The organism is Pseudomonas sp. P7759 (assembly GCF_013386445.1).
Lineage (GTDB): Bacteria > Pseudomonadota > Gammaproteobacteria > Pseudomonadales > Pseudomonadaceae > Aquipseudomonas > Aquipseudomonas azotoformans_A.
On sequence record NZ_JACART010000034.1, the window covers coordinates 41477 to 58180 of the forward strand.

Annotated in this window: 15 protein-coding genes; 4 read left to right on the forward strand and 11 right to left on the reverse strand. The window is 62.0% G+C overall.

The genetic code is table 11. The features are described from left to right. Nucleotides 1-9 precede the first annotated feature (9 nt). Genes HX823_RS22840 through HX823_RS22865 form a run of 6 tightly spaced genes read right to left on the reverse strand, consistent with a single transcriptional unit; the run spans nucleotide 10 to nucleotide 5403 of the window. On the reverse strand, nucleotides 10-1107 hold the full coding sequence (locus HX823_RS22840; RefSeq protein WP_177076844.1) for an FAD-dependent oxidoreductase: 1098 nt from the start codon (nucleotides 1105-1107) through the stop codon (nucleotides 10-12). Then, a complete protein-coding gene (locus HX823_RS22845; RefSeq protein WP_177076846.1) occupies nucleotides 1104-2447 on the reverse strand; it encodes an NAD(P)/FAD-dependent oxidoreductase in 1344 nt (447 codons plus the stop codon). The genes HX823_RS22840 and HX823_RS22845 overlap by 4 nt, the downstream gene beginning before the upstream one ends. Next, entirely contained in the window at nucleotides 2444-2734 is a 291-nt protein-coding gene (locus tag HX823_RS22850) for a (2Fe-2S)-binding protein (RefSeq protein ID WP_038846668.1), read from the reverse strand. The genes HX823_RS22845 and HX823_RS22850 overlap by 4 nt, the downstream gene beginning before the upstream one ends. Further along, nucleotides 2734-3528: an ABC transporter permease gene (locus HX823_RS22855; RefSeq protein WP_177076848.1), complete on the reverse strand. Its 795-nt coding sequence runs from the start codon at nucleotides 3526-3528 to the stop codon at nucleotides 2734-2736. Before HX823_RS22855 ends, HX823_RS22850 begins: the two co-directional genes overlap by 1 nt. A 4-nt stretch (nucleotides 3529-3532) precedes the next feature. Next, entirely contained in the window at nucleotides 3533-4378 is an 846-nt protein-coding gene (locus HX823_RS22860; protein ID WP_033897415.1) for an ABC transporter permease, read from the reverse strand. Next, nucleotides 4375-5403 (reverse strand): ABC transporter ATP-binding protein, encoded by a 1029-nt coding sequence (locus HX823_RS22865; protein ID WP_177076851.1) that lies wholly within the window; start codon nucleotides 5401-5403, stop codon nucleotides 4375-4377. Before HX823_RS22865 ends, HX823_RS22860 begins: the two co-directional genes overlap by 4 nt. Before the next feature lie 242 nt (nucleotides 5404-5645). Here HX823_RS22865 and HX823_RS22870 point away from each other — a divergent pair, with 242 nt between their 5' ends. Next, the gene (locus tag HX823_RS22870) at nucleotides 5646-6476 is read left to right on the forward strand and encodes an IclR family transcriptional regulator (protein ID WP_177076853.1); all 831 of its coding nucleotides are present in this window, start codon (nucleotides 5646-5648) and stop codon (nucleotides 6474-6476) included. A gap of 192 nt (nucleotides 6477-6668) precedes the next feature. After that, nucleotides 6669-7754 carry a hypothetical protein gene (locus tag HX823_RS22875; protein ID WP_177076855.1) on the forward strand — a complete coding sequence of 362 codons (1086 nt, stop codon included), beginning with the start codon at nucleotides 6669-6671 and terminating at the stop codon, nucleotides 7752-7754. 32 nt (nucleotides 7755-7786) lie between these two features. Here the strand turns inward: HX823_RS22875 and HX823_RS22880 are convergent, their stop codons facing one another. The 3 genes from HX823_RS22880 to HX823_RS22890 form a co-directional block, all read right to left on the reverse strand. Continuing rightward, complete coding sequence (locus HX823_RS22880) at nucleotides 7787-9175, reverse strand: lyase family protein (RefSeq protein WP_177076857.1); 1389 nt, start codon at nucleotides 9173-9175, stop codon at nucleotides 7787-7789. A gap of 12 nt (nucleotides 9176-9187) precedes the next feature. After that, complete coding sequence (locus HX823_RS22885; RefSeq protein WP_177076859.1) at nucleotides 9188-10492, reverse strand: cation:dicarboxylate symporter family transporter; 1305 nt, start codon at nucleotides 10490-10492, stop codon at nucleotides 9188-9190. Nucleotides 10493-10656: 164 nt separating this feature from the next. Beyond that, nucleotides 10657-12012 carry an adenylosuccinate lyase family protein gene (locus HX823_RS22890; protein ID WP_177076861.1) on the reverse strand — a complete coding sequence of 452 codons (1356 nt, stop codon included), beginning with the start codon at nucleotides 12010-12012 and terminating at the stop codon, nucleotides 10657-10659. Nucleotides 12013-12125: 113 nt separating this feature from the next. Between HX823_RS22890 and HX823_RS22895 the strand changes: the two genes are divergently transcribed. Then, the gene (locus HX823_RS22895) at nucleotides 12126-12857 is read left to right on the forward strand and encodes a GntR family transcriptional regulator (protein WP_177076877.1); all 732 of its coding nucleotides are present in this window, start codon (nucleotides 12126-12128) and stop codon (nucleotides 12855-12857) included. On the opposite strand, the gene HX823_RS22900 is transcribed toward HX823_RS22895, so the two are convergent. Further along, nucleotides 12854-14494 carry a methyl-accepting chemotaxis protein gene (locus tag HX823_RS22900; RefSeq protein WP_177076863.1) on the reverse strand — a complete coding sequence of 547 codons (1641 nt, stop codon included), beginning with the start codon at nucleotides 14492-14494 and terminating at the stop codon, nucleotides 12854-12856. The two genes, HX823_RS22895 and HX823_RS22900, sit on opposite strands and share 4 nt — an antisense overlap. Nucleotides 14495-14748: 254 nt before the next feature. Here HX823_RS22900 and HX823_RS22905 point away from each other — a divergent pair, with 254 nt between their 5' ends. Continuing rightward, nucleotides 14749-16104, forward strand: coding sequence for an MATE family efflux transporter (locus HX823_RS22905; protein WP_038846643.1), 1356 nt, complete (start codon nucleotides 14749-14751; stop codon nucleotides 16102-16104). On the opposite strand, the gene HX823_RS22910 is transcribed toward HX823_RS22905, so the two are convergent. Continuing rightward, nucleotides 16088-16675: a TetR/AcrR family transcriptional regulator gene (locus tag HX823_RS22910; protein ID WP_177076865.1), complete on the reverse strand. Its 588-nt coding sequence runs from the start codon at nucleotides 16673-16675 to the stop codon at nucleotides 16088-16090. The two genes, HX823_RS22905 and HX823_RS22910, sit on opposite strands and share 17 nt — an antisense overlap. Nucleotides 16676-16704: the final 29 nt, after the last annotated feature.

Here is a 16704-nt window from a genome sequence, read left to right on the forward strand (position 1 = left end):
TTTTTCCTCTCAGGCTTGGAAACGACGGATGGAAAACGCTTCGATAGGTTGGCGGCTGGCACCGGTGCAGACGATCTCTGCCAGGGCTTCACCGACGGCGGGACCAAGCTGGAACCCGGCACCGGCAAAGCCGAAACCGTGGAGCAAGCCGGGTTGGGTGCTGCTGGGACCGATCACCGGTTCATGATCGGGAAGATAACCTTCGGTGCCACTCCAGGTGCGGATGGCCTGGGCACCCTTGAGAAACGGATACAGCTCACCGGCATTGCGCAGGATCTCCAACACTGCGGCCTGCCCCGGTCGCGCTTGTTGCGGGCCGAGGGCAAAGCCGCGACCACCGCCGAGGATGCAATTGCCCCGAGCGACCTGTCGCGCATAGATCCCGCCGCCTTCGACGCCCGTGCTCACGTCCATCACCACCGGCAAGGGCTCAGTGACCAGCATCGCCGGGTGTGCCGAGGTCATCGGCACCGGTTCGCCAAACTGTTCGGCCACCGCCCCGGCCCACGCCCCGGCGCAATTGAGCAGCCACGGCGCTTGCAGATGCAGACCGTTGGCGCAGTGCACCTGGAAGTCCTGGCCGTCATGCTCGATACACGTGACCAGCGACTGTTCATACAGGTGAGCGCCGCGTTGTTTCGCCGCGCGGGCAAAGGCGGGCGACACCAGGCGGGGGTTGGCGTGGCCGTCTTCCGGGCACAGCGAGGCACCGACGGCGATGTCACCGACCCAGGGGAATCGCGCGCGCAGCTCGACGTAATCCAGCAACTGCAAACCCAAGTCAAATCCTTGTGTCTGCTCGGCATACGCTTGTAAGGCGCCGAAATCTGCGTGACTGCGCGCCAGTTTCAAATGACCGGAACGCACGTATTCGCCGTCGATACCGATTAATCCCGGCAAGTCTGCCCACAGTTGGTGGGCACGCTGCGACAGTGGCAACTGGTGCAAGGGCCGACCCTGGCGCCGCACGCCGCCGTAGTTGACGCCGCTGGAATGGGAGCCGCAAAAGTCCCGCTCCACCAGCGCCACCCGCTGACCTTTCTGTGCCAGCATCAGCGCGGCCGACGCGCCGACAATCCCGCCGCCCAATACGATGACATCAATCACGGCTGCACCTCCACGCCAAACGGCAGCGGCTTGATCGGTGCCTGGCCCCGCAAGCGGCCGACGTGTTCGATGGCCCGGCCACTGCGCTCCGCGACAATTTCCGCTGCCGCCAACCCGCACATCCGGCCTTGGCAGCGGCCCATGCCGACGCGACAGTGGGCTTTGACGCGATTGATCTCCCAGTGGCCTTCATCCACCACCGCGCGCACGTCGCCGACGCTGACTTCTTCGCAGCGACAGAGGATCAATTCATCGGGGGCTCTGGCCGCCCAGTTCGCCGGAAAAGGGAACGCAGTTTCCAAACCATGACGAAAGCGTTGGATGGCCTCCAATTGTTGCTCCAGCACAGCAGGGCGGCGCTGATCGATGGCCACGCCCAAATCCCCGAGCACGGCCAGCGCTGCACGTTCACCGGCCATTTGTGCGGCGTCCGCGCCCATGATCCCGGCCCCATCGCCCGCCAGGTACACGCCGTTGACGCTGCTGCGTCCGGCGCTGTCCCGTTGTGGCAGCCATGCGCGGTTAAGGGCGTTCCAGGTGAACTCACAGCCAAGCAAGTCCACCAGTTGCGTCTCGCTGCGCAGGGCATGGGCGAAGGCCACGGCGTCGCATTCCAAGGTCTGATCAGCCCATTGAATACCGCTGACCCGTTGCGCGCCGTCGATCTGTTCAAGCGTGGCGCCCTGGTGCACGGGAATCCCATGGGCCGTCAACCAGGCGCGGTAATACACGCCTTTGGCCAAGGTCGCCGGTTGCCCGAGCAGCGCTGGCAATGCACGGCATTGGGCACTGAGCGGCGCGCTGTCGAGCACTGCCACCACCTTGGCGCCAGCCTTGGCGTACTGGTAAGCCACCAGATACAGCAACGGCCCGCTGCCACAGAACGCCACACGCTCGCCGATGGCGCAGCCTTGGTACTTCAGCGCGATTTGCGCCGCGCCCAGGCTGTACACGCCCGGTAGGGTCCAACCCGGCACGGGCAGGATGCGGTCAGTGGCGCCCGTGGCAACGATGAGTTGCGCGTACTCGAGGCTTTCTGCGCGGCCGTTGTTGAGCATATCCAGGCGCCCGTCCTCGGCATTCCACACCAGGGTTTGCGGGCGGTAGTCGATCAGCGGTGCCAGCTCATCCATTGTGCGGTGCACGGCCTCGGCCTTGCGTGCTTCAAATCCGTAAAGCTGCTTGGCGGTGCGTTGAAATCCCTGTGGCTGACGCCGATAAATCTGCCCGCCACCGCGCAGGCTTTCATCCACCAGGCAAGGTCTGATGCCATGGTCGAGTAATGTGCGCGCCGCGCTGATCCCGGCCGGGCCTGCGCCCACAATCACCACAGGCTTCATGACTGGCGCCCCGGTTCGCGGCGGATGGCCTGGCCTTCTTCCAATAGCGTCGAACAGGCGCGTACGCGGCGCCCGTCTTCAAGTCGCACCCAGCAATCCTGGCACGCGCCCATCAGGCAGAAACCGGCCCGTGGTTCGGCGCTGAAATCACTGCCACGCAGGTGTTCAGCGCAGGTCAACACGGCGGTCAGCAGGGTGTCACCGAGCAAGCCACTGGCCGGTTGCCCGTCAAGCGTGAAGGCGAGGGCAGGGCGTTGGGTTTCGGCCAGGCGTTTGAACAGAGCCATCAGTGTTTCCCCACCAGCACGCGGTCCAGGCCATAGACCCGGTCCAGCAAAATCATGGTGGCGGCCGTGAGTGCAATCACCAATGCCGACACCGCCGCCATCATCGGGTCGATGGACTCGGTGGCATACACGTACATGCGCACCGGCAGGGTCTGGGTCGCCGGCGAGCTGACGAAGATCGACAAGGTCACCTCATCGAAACTGTTGATGAACGCCAGCAACCAGCCACCCGCTACACCGGGCAGGATCATCGGCAGGGTGATCTGGCGAAACAACGTAAAGCGACTGGCGCCCAAGGACTCGGCGGCCTGCTCGGCGCTGCGATCAATGCCGATGGCGGCGGCCAGCACCAGGCGCAGCACATACGGCGTGATGATCACCACGTGCGCGAGCATCAGCCAGGTGAAGCTGCCGTTGACGCCCATCAGTGCGAACAGGCGCAGCATCGCCACGCCAAGCACCAGGTGCGGAATGATGATCGGCGACAAGAACAACGCACTGAAAAAATTACGCCCAGGAAACTGATAGCGACTGATCGCCAAGGCGGCTGGCACCGCAATCAACGTGGCCAGGCTCGCAGCGGTAAACGCCAAAATCAGGCTGTTGTAGAACGCCTGGATAAAATCCGCGCGCTCGAACACCGCACGGAACCAGCGCAGCGAGAAGCCCGAGGTGGGCAGGCTCAAGGTGTTTTCCGGGGTGAAGGCCACCAGGCACACCACCACCAGCGGCGCCATCATGAACAGCACCACCAGGGTGTGGAAAGCCAGGGCCAAAGGACCGTTTCTGGACATGCGCTTAAACCCCCAGGGACTTTTTGTAGCGGCCTTCGACCATGCGGTTCCAGCTCAGCATGATCAGTAGATTGACCAACAGCAGCACCACCGCGATGGTCGCGCCCATGGGCCAGTTGAGTTCCGAGAGGTACTGGTCGTACACCACGGTGGCGACCATTTTCAGGCGGCGTCCGCCGAGCAGGCCGGGGATCGCAAAGGAACTGGCGGCCAGGCCGAACACGATCAGCGTGCCGGACAGCACGCCGGGCATCACTTGGGGCAATACGATCTTGCGCATCACCGTGGTCTGGCTGGCGCCGAGGGACAACGCCGCTTGTTCTGCCGACGGGTCGAGTTTCTGCAGGGAGGTCCACACCGGAATGATCATGAACGGCAGCATCACGTGCACCAGGGCGATGATCACCGCGAACGGCGTGTACAACAGCTTCACCGGGCGCCCACCGAGGAATTGAATGACTTGGTTCACCAGCCCGTCCGCGCCGAGCAGCAGGCTCCAGCCAAAGGCGCGCACCACCACCGAGATCAGCAGCGGCGTGAGGATCAGGATCAGGAATATCGAGCGCCACGGGGTGCCCATGCGGCTGAGGATGTAAGCCTCGGGCACGCCGATCACCACGCAGAGCAGGGTGACCAAGGCGCTGATCCAGAAAGTGCGCCAGAAGATTTCGTAAAAGTATGAATCGCTGAACAGCGACAGGTAATGCGCCAGGGTCCACTCATCGCCCTTTACGCCCACCTGGTAATCGAACACGTTGAACGACAACACCAGCGTCAGGCCCAACGGCAGGATCAGCAGCCCGACAAACAGCACCAGGGCGGGCAACGACAACAGATAGCCGCGGCTCATGCGCGCACCTCATCCGCCGCCAATACGCGCAGCAAGTTGGCTTGCCAGTCCAGGCCCACCGCTGCTCCGCAACCGAGGGGCGCGCTGCCGTCGTTGCTGCACACTACGGTGATTTCGCCAAGCTGGGTGTGGATGCGATACAGCCATTGGCTGCCAAAAAAGTAGCTGTCGAGCACCTTGCCTTGCAGTCGGCCGGTGCCGGCGTCCACCAGTTGGATCTTTTCCGGGCGCAGGCTCAGGGTCAGTTCGCCGTTACCGCTTTCGTGGCGGACCTGTGGAGTGCCCAACTGATCGTAGTCGCCCGGCAACAGGTTGGCCTTGCCGACGAAGTCCGAGATGAAGCGTGTGCGCGGGTGTTCGTAGAGCTTGTACGGCGCGTCGATCTGGGTCACGCGCCCGGCCTGCATCACCACCACGCGGTCGCTGATGGACAGCGCCTCGGCCTGGTCGTGGGTGACCATCAAGGTGGTGATGCCCACGGCGCACTGGATGCGGCGGATTTCGAACTGCATTTCTTCGCGCAGGTTGGCGTCGAGGTTGGACAGTGGTTCATCCAGCAGCAACACCGGCGGCTCGATCACCAGGGCACGGGCCAGGGCTACACGTTGGCGCTGGCCGCCGGACAGCTCGCGTGGGTAACGGTCAGCGTGGGGCGCCAGGCGCACCAGTTCCAATACGGTCTTGACCTTGCTGGCGATCTGCGCCGCCGGCACTTTGCGCATCTTCAGGCCGAAGGCAACGTTGTCGCGCACGGTCATGTGCGGGAACAACGCGTAGCTCTGGAACACCACGCCCAGGCCACGGCTGGCGGGTTTGGCGTGGGTGATGTCGCGGCCGTCGAGCAGGATCTGCCCGCCGCTGACGTCAACAAAGCCGGCGATCATTTGCAGGGTGGTGGTCTTGCCGCAGCCCGAGGGGCCGAGCAGGGAAACGAACTCGCCTTTTTCCACCGCCAGGTCGGTGGCGACCACCGCATCGACGGCGCCGTAGCGTTTGCTCAAGGCGTTGAGTTGGAGAAATGCCATGTCTGCGTTCCACCTTTTTTGAGTCGCGTCGAAACGCGCTTTTTTGTTTTGGGCAGATGCGAATGAAGTGTTGCCGGTGCGTTGGCGCTCGATCTTGAGTCGGCTGCCGTTAGTTGTTCATTTCGCCCCTGTGGACGCAGATTAGGACGAAGACTAGGATGGGCGGAAGATGGAATTTCACTGAACGGACTACTATTTTCATATTTATTCACTCACCGGAATTTACTGAGAGATAGGTTGTTATGGATTCCACTGAACGAAATGAAAGCGCCAAAGAAGTAGGCTCCGGTGGGGTGTCTCGGCTGTTCGCGCTGCTGCGTACCCTCGGCGACGTGCCGGAGGGTGGCGAGCGCGTCACTCAGCTCGCGCAACAGGTGGGCCTGTCCCAGCCGACCACCCACCGCTTGCTGCGCAGCCTGATGGACGAAGGCATGGTCGAGCAGGACGCGCGCAGCAAGCGCTATCGCCTGGGCCTGGAGTTCTTTGCCCTGGCGGCGAATGCGGGCAAGACCGGCAACCTGCGTGACCTGGTGCGGCCAAGCATGCTGCGCCTGAGTGCTTCCTTGGGCGATTCGCTGTTCCTGCTCGCACGCTCAGGCTTCGACGCAATCTGCCTGGACCGCAGCGAAGGCCCGTACCCGATCCGCACCTTCACCGGGGACATCGGCGGGCGTGTGGCGTTGGGCGTAGGGCAGGGCAGCCTGGCCATCCTGGCGTTCTTGCCGGAGGAAGAGCGCGAGACCGTGATCCGCTACAACCTGCCACGGCTCAAGGACTTCCACCTGTATGACGAAGTGCTGTTGCGCTCGGAAGTGGAGAACGTGCGCAACCTGGGCTATGCGGCACGCAATACCGGTGTGCTGGAAGGTATGGCGGGGTTGGCGGTGCCGATCCTCAATCGCGATGGGTATGCAGTGGCGGCGTTGAGTGTGGCGACCATCAGCGATCGGCTGGGGCCGAGCCGGTTGCCGATGGTGGTGGAGTTGCTCAAGCGCGAAGCGGCGGCGATTGGTCCAAGGATCAATCCATTTGATCCGACGTTGCGCCGGCCTTCGCAGACCTTTGGTGGGTAGTTCAGAGGGCGGCCAACGCTACCGACGTGGCCGCCATCCGGGTCCAACTGCACCGAAGTGATTGCGGGTGAATGGCCTTCGGAAATACCCGCAGGAACCGTTTTTCTGCTCATGGCCACAGATGGAACGTTGACCCGCCGCACAGCCGATTCGGGTGGGCAGTTATCGATTCCAGTCTCTGAGGCCTTTGCCATGTCCTATGTAAACCTTCGTCAGGAAACTCCTTTTAGAAGTGATTTCAGTCCTCGTTTCGAGCAGCCCCAAGCGTCCTCCGGGAGCGCTGGCTGGCGCGTACCCAACTCGGAGGTTGCGCGGGATTTCGCGAAAAATTTCGATTACTTCCAGAGTGCTGACAGTGGGTTTGTGACACAGCAAACCCTCCAGCAGGTCGCCAATCGCCCACTGACCGGTAATCCATTCAATGATCGGATGACGTTTTTGGCAAGGGAGATTCTCCAACGTCCTGAATTGAACACGATGCTGGATTCAATCGGCCACGCAGGTTCTACAGATGGGTTGATCAGCATGGGCGATGTGGAGCGCACCATTGATCAAAGTGAGCAGCAAGAAGCACCTCCCATGCGTGAGTTTCCAGGCCGGTACAGCGGCGGCATGCAGCGCCAGCGCCTGGAAAGCCATTACTCACCTCAGGCCGATTGGCAACAGCCATCCCTGTCTGCGTCGGGCCAGCGTCCTTACGCGAACGACAGCAAGGAGCAGCTTCTCAACAAGATACAGGCCCGTTTCAGTTCATTTGAAGACCCGAGTTCCCCTGGGTTGATCACCGACAAATCCCTGAATGCGGTGGCCAGTGGATGCAAACTGGATGGCCAGCCGGCCACCCAAGCCGAAAAAGACCTGGCCAATGAGCTGCTTGAGCGGGGTGATGTGTTCAAGGAACTCGACCAGAGCAGCATGGGCGTGTTCGACGGTGCGTTCTCCAGGGAAAACCTGGCCTATTCCTCGGACAAGTACAAAAACATGAGTAACCACGACTTGATTCAAGGCGTGAAAGATAACTTCAGGCAATTTACCGCTGGTGCGGACGATCAATACATCAACGTCAATGAGTTGAAGGAAGCGGCTGGTCAGACGCCATCAAATCGTACGTTCAGCCCTGAAGCACGACACTTTGCCGCTGAGCTTCTCAACCGTCCTGGCCTTCTGCGGGAACTGGATATCGGTACCAACAACCAAGGCGGGCCAGGCTACGAGGACAAGCGCTTCGACATGGATAATATCAACTTTATCCTCGACAACGGACGCGTATCGGCCTGATCAGGGCGTCAACGCGCTGGCTGAGCCTGTGATCAGCCGGGGCTGATCATGCTTTCCGGCCGCACCCGTTGGTCATACTCTGCGGCGCTGATCAGCCCCAACTGCACCGCCGCCTCCTTGGGTGACAAGCCTTCATCCGCCGCCTTGCGGGTGATCTGCGCCACGCGGTCGTAACCCAACAGCGGGTTCAGTACCGTCGCCATCAACAACGAATGCTCCACATTGCGCGCCAACTGTGGGCGGTTCAGCTCCAGGCCGCTCAGCAGCTTGTGGGTGAACAGGCTGACGCAGTCGCTGAGGACCTCGATCGAGTGCAGCAGGTTGTGGATCAGCACCGGCTTGGCCACGTTCAATTCGAAGGTACTGGAAGCGCCCGCCAGGGTAATGGTGGTGTGATTGCCCATCACCTGCATCGCCGCCTGCACCAGCACTTCGGCGATGGTCGGGTTGCGTTTTCCGGGCATGATCGAGGAGGTCAGGCCATCGTCCGGCACGATCAATTCACCCAGGCCGCAACGCGGACCCGAACCGAGCAGGCGGATGTCATTGGCAATCTTGGTCAAGGAAACAGCCAGTACATTCAGCGCCCCGGAGGCTTCGACCAGGGCATCGTGGGTGCCCATGCCTTCGAATTTGCAGGGGTTGGTTTCGAAGGGTTCGCCGGTGAGTCGGCTGATTTCTTCGCAAAACGCCAGGTCAAAACCGACCGGTGTGTTCAACCCGGTGCCCACCGCCGTGCCGCCCTGGGGCAGCAGGCGCAGGCGCGGCAGGCAGGCTTCGATACGCGCAATACCGTGTTGGATCTGCTGGGCAAACGCACCAAAGGCCTGGCCCTGGCTCATCGGCACCGCATCCATCAGGTGGGTGCGGCCGATTTTCAGCACGTCCTGCCAGGCCTGTGCCTTGGCGTTGAGTCCATCGCGCAGATGGCCCAAAGCAGGCAGTAGGCGACCGCGCAGTTCCAGCACCGTGGTCAAATGCATCACCGTGGGGAAACTGTCGTTGGACGATTGCGAGCGGTTCACATGGTCATTGGGATGTACCGGCGACTTGCTGCCCAGTTCACCGCCAAGCGCGAGGTTGGCGTGGTTGGCGATGACTTCGTTGGCGTTCATGTTGGTCTGGGTGCCGGAACCGGTCTGCCAGACCGACAGCGGGAAGTGCAGGTCAAGGTCGCCGTTGGCCAAGGCCTGCGCCGCCAGTTCGATCGCGTGTGCCAGGCTCGGGGCCAGCGCGCCGAGCCGTGCATTGGCGCGGGCACACGCGCGTTTCTGTTGGCCAAAGGCGCGGATCAGGCTGGCGGGGAACGGCTGTTTGCTGCCGAACACCTCCAGTGCCCGTTGGGTCTGTGCGCCCCAGTAACGGTCGGCCGGGATCGACACCGGGCCGAACGCGTCATGTTCGATTCGCAGAGCAGTCATCACCAGGCTCCGTTAAAGCGCCGCGCCGGCAGCACGGCCGAGCACGCGTTGATATTCATCCTGGGCGGTCTGCTGGGAGAACTCGCCAGACCACTTGGACACCACCACCGTCGCCACGCTGTTGCCGATGGTGTTGCAGGTGGCAATCGCCATGGACATGAAACGGTACACGCCAAACAGCAGCGCCAGCCCTTCTGCTGGCAGCACGCCGATAGCAGTGACGGTTGCGGCAAACACCACGAAGCTGCCACCCGACACCGCCGCCGCGCCCTTGGAGGTCACCAGCATGATCGCGATGATGCCCAGCTGTTGCTCCCAGCTCAGCGGTACGCCGTAGGCGTTGGCGATAAACAGCACGCACAGCGACATGTAGATCGATGTGCCGTCGAGGTTGAACGCGTAGCCGGTGGGCAACACCAGGCCGACGCTCTGCTTGGAGCAGCCGAATTTTTCGAGCTTTTGCAGCAGACGCGGCAGGGCGCTTTCCGACGATGCGGTGCCGAGCACGATGAAGATTTCATCCTTGATGTAGGTGAGGAAGCGCCACAGGCTGAAGCCGCTCAACCGGCACACCGCGCCCAGCACCACAAAGATAAAGAACGCAATGCCGACGTAGAACATCAACACCAGGTTGGCCAGGGACATCAGCACCGCGGTGCCATTGCTGCCCACGGCATACGCCACCGAACCGAAGGCCCCCAGGGGCGCGAACTTCATGATCAGGTTGATGAACTCGAAGAAGCATTCGGAGATGCGGTTCAGGCCGTCTTCGATCACCTCACGACGCTCCGGCTTCAAGGCCAGCAGGGCGAAACCGAACAACACCGAGATCACCAGCACCTGTAACAGTTGGCCACCGGCGAAGGCACCGACGAAATTGTCCGGGAAGATGCCGTAGATGAAGTCCATGGTCGACGCGGGCGCATGGCCCTTGGCAACCGCAGCACTGGCGGCGGCAGCGGCGGCACCGCTCGGGTGCGCGTCGTGCATGCCGGAGCCGATCTGCAACAGGTTGCCCCACAGCAGACCGATGGCCAGGGCGATGGTGGACACCACCTCAAAGTAGATCAACGCACGCAGGCCGACCTTGCCGACGCGTTTGATATCACCGGCCGAAGCGATGCCGTGGACCACGGTGAAAAACACCAGCGGCGCGACAGCGGTCTTGATCAGCTTGAGGAAGATATCGCCGAGGATCTTGAAACTGGCGGCCAGTTCCGGGGCGAGAAAGCCGAAGGCGATGCCGAGAAACATGGCGGCGACGACCTGGAAAGTCAGGTCCTTGTAGAGCGGTTTTTTTGCGGGGGTGGATGACATGTCTGTGATCTCATTGTTGTTATGGTTCGGTGTGACGCTGGAGATCCCAGTGTGGGAGCGGGCTTGCTCGCGAATGCGGTGCATCAGTCAACCCATTCATCAACTGACAGACCGCTTTCGCGAGCAAGCCCGCTCCCACAGTTAGATCTCCATTGGATGTGGGATCAGCGTTTGACTGAGCCTGGGCGCGCCAGCGCGATATCGACCATCTGCGGCGCCAGCCCCAGGTAGTTGGCCGGGTCGGTCAGGCGTTGCAGTTCGGCCAGGTCCAGTTGCGCGGTGGCTTCGCCCTGGGCGAGGAGGGCGTCGAGCAGGCTGGTGCCCTGGTCATTGGCCATGCGGCATGCGGCGTAGACCACATCGTGGGCGACCTGGCGGCCGAGGGCCGGGGCGAGGCCCATCATCACGGCTTCGGCGACGATCAGGCCCTGGGTCATGTCGAGGTTCTTGCGCATGCGTTCGGGGCGCACTTCCAGGCCGGCGAGCATGAAGGTCGCCTGGCCGAGGGACGCGGCGCTGAGGGCGAAGGCTTCGGGGATGGCGATCCACTCCGCCTGCCACGGGCCGGTGGAGCGTTCGAAGTCCTGGATCATCGCATCGAGCATCAGCCCGGCGTGTTGGCGCACGCCCTTGGCGGCGGCGTACATCAGCTCGCAGGAAATAGGGTTGCGCTTCTGCGGCATGGTGCTGCTGGCGCCACGGCCTTTTACGAAAGGTTCGTACACTTCGCCCAGTTCGCTGGTCATCATCATCATGATGTCGAGGGCGATCTTACCCAGGGAGCCGGTGACCAGACCGAGGAAGTTCAAGGTTTCGGCCAGGCCATCGCGGGCCACGTGCCAGGTGGCTTGCGGCACGCCCAGGCCCAGTTCGGCCATCAAGGCTTCCTGTACTTCCAGGCCCTTGTCGCCGAGGGAGGCGAGGGTGCCGGCGGCCCCGGCGAACTGGCCGATTTCGACGCGTGGACGCAGCTCCACCAGGCGCTCGGCGTGGCGATCGAACATGCTCAACCACACCGCGCACTTGTAGCCGAAGGTGATCGGCAGCGCGTGTTGCAAGTGGGTGCGGCCCGCCATCGGTGTGTCGCGATAGCGCTCGGCCAGGCCGGCGAGCAAGCCGCGTACGGCCTGGATATCCCGCTCGACGATGGCCAGCGCAGCGCGGACCTGCAGGACCACGGCTGTGTCCATGATGTCTTGGGTGGTGGCGCCCCAGTGCACATAGCGGCCGGCTTCACCGCAGATCTTCGACAGTTGCTCCACCAACGGCAGGATCGGGTAACCCACGATCTCGGTCTCGTGTTGCATCAGCGCCAGGTCCAGGGCCTCGTATTTCGATAGCGTGGCGATCTGCTCGGCGGCCTCGCTTGGGATCACGCCGCAACGGGCTTCGGCGCGGGCCAGGGCGACTTCTACTTCGATGTAGCGTTCGATCAGGGCTTTATCGGAAAACACACCGCGCATTTCGGCGGTGCCGAACATGTCACGGAACAGGGCGGAATCAAAAACGGTGCTCGACATGGGAAAATCCTAATTGTTATTTTTAAACCATACATATTTAATATGTCCGTACATTATGATTACGCCTGTGCTGATACACTGTCAACTCGACAACGAGGGTAAAAATGGAAAGCGTGAGCCAGAGGCGTTATGCGGCGGTTGCCAAGGACTTGATCGATCAGATTGGCAGCGGCCATTACCCGGTAGGGTCGTTGTTGCCGACCGAATTCGAACTCTGCTCGCTGTACGCGGTGAGCCGGCACACCGTGCGCGCGGCCATCGATCAGTTGCAGGGGCAGGGCATGGTCTCGCGGCGCAAGCGCGTGGGCACGCGGGTCGAAGCGGCCTCACCTCAGGGCGGGTATTCCCAGGCGATGGCGTCGGTGGCCGACCTGGTGCAGGTGGCCGAAACCCATATCCGCGATATCCAGGACGTTCGCGAGTTCGTCGCTGATATCGCGCTGGCGCGGCGCCTGGGGCTGGAACCGGGCGGGCATTACTTCTGCGTGTCGAGCATCAAGGTCGATGCCAGCGCCGGCAACGCACCGTTGTGCTGGACCGATGTGTACGCCGAGCAGACCTATGCCGAGGTAATTCCCGAAGCGCGCAAGCACCCGGATGAACTGATCGCCGCGTTGATCGGCAAGGCGTTCTCGCGGCATATCGATGTGGTGGACCAACAGGTGCGGCCGGTGCAGCTGTCAGCTGAGTTGGCCGCCAGCCTCAAGGCGCAGGGCGGCGCGTTGGGGCTCAATATCATCCGCCAGTATCGTGATGAGGCTGGCGGGGTGATCGCGGTGTCGGAAACGGTCTACCCCGCAGACCGTTTTACCCTGACCATGCAGATGAAGCGCGACAAACGCTAGGCCACGTTGAAAAACGCCACCTTGGTACTCAGGCGATCCGCCAGTTCCGCCAGTTCGTGATTGGAGTGCTCCACCTGCTCCGAGCCCGCCGCCGATTGCACGGTGGAGCTATGGATGCGTGTGACATTCTGCGCGACTTCTTCCGCCGCCGCGCTTTGCTGCACTGAAGCACTGGCGATCTGCGCGTTCATCGCATTGATCGCACCCACTTCCTGGCTGATCTTGCCCAGGGCCACCTGTGAGTCGCGGGTCTGCGCCACGGTGAGCTGGGCCAGGCTGCGGCTGCGTTGCATGATATCGGCGGCGTCCTGGGTGCCGCTTTGCAGCTTGCCGATCATGTCGCGAATCTCCTGGGTGGATTCCTGGGTGCGCGTCGCCAGCGAGCGCACTTCATCGGCCACCACCGCAAATCCACGGCCATGTTCACCGGCCCGCGCCGCTTCGATGGCCGCGTTGAGTGCCAGCAGGTTGGTTTGGGCGGCGATGGCGTTGATCACTTCGATCACGGTTTCGATGCTTTCACTGTCGCTGGACACTTGGTTGACCCGGCTGGTGGCCTGGTCGAGGATGGTTGCGAGCTCCTCGATAGCCACGGTCACTTCGCCGACCAGGCGGTGGCCACTGTCGACTTCTGCGTCCGCCAAAATGGTCGCCTTGGACGCAGCGGATGCGTAGCCCGATACCTCGCTGACCGAGGCCGCCATTTGTGTAATCGCAGCCGCTACGTGCTGGGCTTCGCTGGTTTGCAGGGTGATCTGCTGACGGTTGTCGCTGGCTACGGACAACAGGGTGACCGAGGCGTGACGCAGGGCTTGGGCTGCCGAGCGCACTTCGGTAATGGTGTCGCCCAGGCGCGCCAGGGCGTTTTTCAAAATACCCATCACGCTGTCGGGGTAGCGGGTTTCGATGGGCTGGTTCAAGTCGCCATTGGCCAAGCGACGGATCGCCTCGGCGACTTCTTCCGGCTCGGCGCCAAGGGTGGCCTTGACCTTGCGGATGATCAACAGGGACACCAGCACGCTCAAGAGGATCGCGACGGCGCTGGCCAGCAGCATCAGCACGGCAAAGTTACTGGCGGCGGCTTGCACCGTGTCCAGGCGTTGCTTGATCTGGGCTTCTTCGAAGTCGATCAGGGCATTCACGCGTTTGAGCCATTCGGTGTAGTGAGCCGACGACTGGGCCAGCAGCAAGTCCTGGGCGCCGGCGATGTCATTGCCGCGACGCAGGCTGATCACCCGTTCGGTGGAGGCCAGGGCCTGGGTCTCGATGGCCTTGATATCAGCCAAAAGACGGGACTCTTCGGCGCTGGCGGCGGTGTTGGCGAACAGGCGATCCATCATCACCGCAGAGTCCTGGTAATCGCGCTTGAGCTGGTCGATCTCGGCCAGGTGGCGGTTGAGCGACGGTTCATCCTTGACCAATACGGCATCGCGGATGGCGATGGCGCGGTTGTGCACGCTGCCACGGAAATTGATCGCATAACGCTGCACCACAGCAGCTTTTTCGGACACGTCCTTGAGGGTGCTGTCGATAAAACCCACGCGCTGGATACCGACGGCGGTGATCAGCACCAGCAACGACAGGGTGGACGCAAAGCCCAGTCCGATACGCATCGCCAACGAGACAGGTTTTTTCATGGAACGCTCGATATTCAGGGAGTTGAGAGGTGATGGCTAATAGCTATCTTCGCTTGGGAATCTATCGACCCGCCTGTCACGCGTCCAATCAGAAATTGCTGACCCTGCCATCGAGCGAATTGATGGAATAAAACCTGGATATCCCGAATGCCTGCGCGACGCTTGCCGGGTGTTGGAACCCGAAAGCACAGGAAGATGGGATCCACTTACGGTATAACCCTCGGACGCTTTAGTGATCCGAGGCCCCGTTTTTCATGCAAAGCCCTCTGCAACGCCCGCTGTGGCAGATCTACCTGATCTTTCTGGCACCGATGGTGCTGTCCAACTTCCTGCAAAGTTTTTCCGGCACCCTCAACGGCATCTATGTTGGGCAAATGCTCGGCACCCAAGCGTTGGCGGCGGTGTCGGGCATGTTCCCCATTGTGTTTTTCTTCATTGCCTTGGTGATCGGCCTGGGGGCGGGCGCCTCAGTGTTGATCGGCCAAGCCTGGGGGGCGCAGGAAACGGGGATGGTCAAGGTGATTACCGGAGCAACCTTGACGCTGGGCGCGCTGGTGGGTGTGATCGCAGCGGTGCTGGGCAGTCTGTTTGCGCGCCCGGCCTTGCAGGCGTTAGGCACGCCGGTTGATGTGCTGGACGATGCGGTCGGCTATGCGCAGAAGATGATGTTGATCATGCCGTTATTGCTGGTGTTCATCCTCTACACCCAGTTGCTGCGTGGCGTCAGCGACACGATCTCGCCGTTGCTGGCGTTGATGGTGTCGACCCTGGTCGGCCTGTTGCTGACCCCGGCCCTGATTGGCGGCTGGATCGGGCTGCCGCCCATGGGCATCCAGAGCGCGGTGTATGCCGGGCTGGTGGGTAACGCCCTGGCCATGCTGTTTTTGATCTTGCGCCTGCGCCACAAGAATCATGTGATGGCGCCCGATCGTGAGTTGCTTGCGGCCTTGCGCCTGGACCGCGTGATTCTCGGAAAAGTCCTGCGCATCGGCTTGCCCACCGGCCTCCAGATGGTGGTGCTGTCGCTGTCGGAATTGGTCATCCTTGCCCTGGTCAACGGCCACGGCTCCCAGGCCACGGCGGCGTATGGCGCGGTGACACAGATCGTCAACTACGTGCAGTTCCCGGCCTTGTCGATTGCCATCACCGCTTCGATCCTGGGTGCCCAGGCGATTGGTGCCGGGCGGTTGGAGCGTATCGGGCCGATTCTGCGCACGGGGTTGTTGATCAACCTGTGTCTCACCGGTGGCCTGATTGTATTGGGTTATGTGTTGTCCCACTGGTTGCTCGGGCTGTTCATTACCGACGATGCGGCACGGGTCAACGCTGAGCACCTGCTGCATATCATGCTGTGGAGCATCCTGGTGTTTGGCTTCCAGGCGGTGGTGGGCGGGATCATGCGGGCCAGCGGTGTGGTGCTGATGCCGGTGGTGATCTCGATTTTCTGCGTGCTCTGCGTGGAACTGCCGATGGCGTACCTGTTCAACGCGCATTTTGGCCTGGAAGGCGTTTGGATGGCGTTTCCGGTGACGTACCTGGCAATGCTGGCCCTGCAGACCGCGTATTACCGGTTGGTGTGGCGGCATAAGCAGATCAAGCGGTTGGTGTGAGGCTCAGGCCGCGCAGCAGTAGTTCCAGGCCTTGCAAGCCCTGCTCAAGCCGCTCGTCCGGGTGTTCATCCCGGGCGATCCACAGCGCGGTGTTGACCAGGCTGCCGTTGATCAGTTGCGCCAGCGCAAGGCTCGGGACGTGGGGGACGGCTCCAGCCTGCATCAACGCCTCAATCAGTTGGCGCAATGACTCCACGCAGTGTTGCTGGGAGCCCGTGTCACCCAGCACGGCCGGCGCATCCTGCAATACGATGCGTTGGATTTCGTCATCCTGTGCCATGCGCAAGTAGGCACGGCAACGTTCGCAAAAGCCGCTCCAGAGGTCTGAAGCTTCATCTGAGATGCGCTGTAAACGTGCGTCCATCTCGCTGTCGAGTTGGGCAACCACGGCGGCCAGCAGGCCTTTTTTGTCGCCAAAGTGATGGTACAGCGCCCCTCGGGTCAGGCCGGCACGGGCGGTGAAGTCGTCCATCGATGTATTCGCGTAACCTTGTGTCGCAAAGGCCTGGCGCGCGCTGGCAATCAGCCGGGCGCGGGTGTCTTCGATCATTTCGGCACGGGCTCGGCTCATGGTAGGGCTCACAATCGACAAGGGAAAGA

Bases quoted from the DNA above. Each gene is read 5' to 3' on its own strand.
- HX823_RS22880 (WP_177076857.1), bottom strand. From the start codon at position 9,175: ATGACTGCTCTGCGAATCGAACATGACGCGTTCGGCCCGGTGTCGATC.
- HX823_RS22890 (WP_177076861.1), bottom strand. From the start codon at position 12,012: ATGTCGAGCACCGTTTTTGATTCCGCCCTGTTCCGTGACATGTTCGGC.
- HX823_RS22900 (WP_177076863.1), bottom strand. From the start codon at position 14,494: ATGAAAAAACCTGTCTCGTTGGCGATGCGTATCGGACTGGGCTTTGCG.
- HX823_RS22865 (WP_177076851.1), bottom strand. From the start codon at position 5,403: ATGGCATTTCTCCAACTCAACGCCTTGAGCAAACGCTACGGCGCCGTC.
- HX823_RS22870 (WP_177076853.1), top strand. From the start codon at position 5,646: ATGGATTCCACTGAACGAAATGAAAGCGCCAAAGAAGTAGGCTCCGGT.
- HX823_RS22875 (WP_177076855.1), top strand. From the start codon at position 6,669: ATGTCCTATGTAAACCTTCGTCAGGAAACTCCTTTTAGAAGTGATTTC.
- HX823_RS22855 (WP_177076848.1), bottom strand. From the start codon at position 3,528: ATGTCCAGAAACGGTCCTTTGGCCCTGGCTTTCCACACCCTGGTGGTG.
- HX823_RS22860 (WP_033897415.1), bottom strand. From the start codon at position 4,378: ATGAGCCGCGGCTATCTGTTGTCGTTGCCCGCCCTGGTGCTGTTTGTC.
- HX823_RS22885 (WP_177076859.1), bottom strand. From the start codon at position 10,492: ATGTCATCCACCCCCGCAAAAAAACCGCTCTACAAGGACCTGACTTTC.
- HX823_RS22850 (WP_038846668.1), bottom strand. From the start codon at position 2,734: ATGGCTCTGTTCAAACGCCTGGCCGAAACCCAACGCCCTGCCCTCGCC.
- HX823_RS22905 (WP_038846643.1), top strand. From the start codon at position 14,749: ATGCAAAGCCCTCTGCAACGCCCGCTGTGGCAGATCTACCTGATCTTT.
- HX823_RS22845 (WP_177076846.1), bottom strand. From the start codon at position 2,447: ATGAAGCCTGTGGTGATTGTGGGCGCAGGCCCGGCCGGGATCAGCGCG.
- HX823_RS22910 (WP_177076865.1), bottom strand. From the start codon at position 16,675: ATGAGCCGAGCCCGTGCCGAAATGATCGAAGACACCCGCGCCCGGCTG.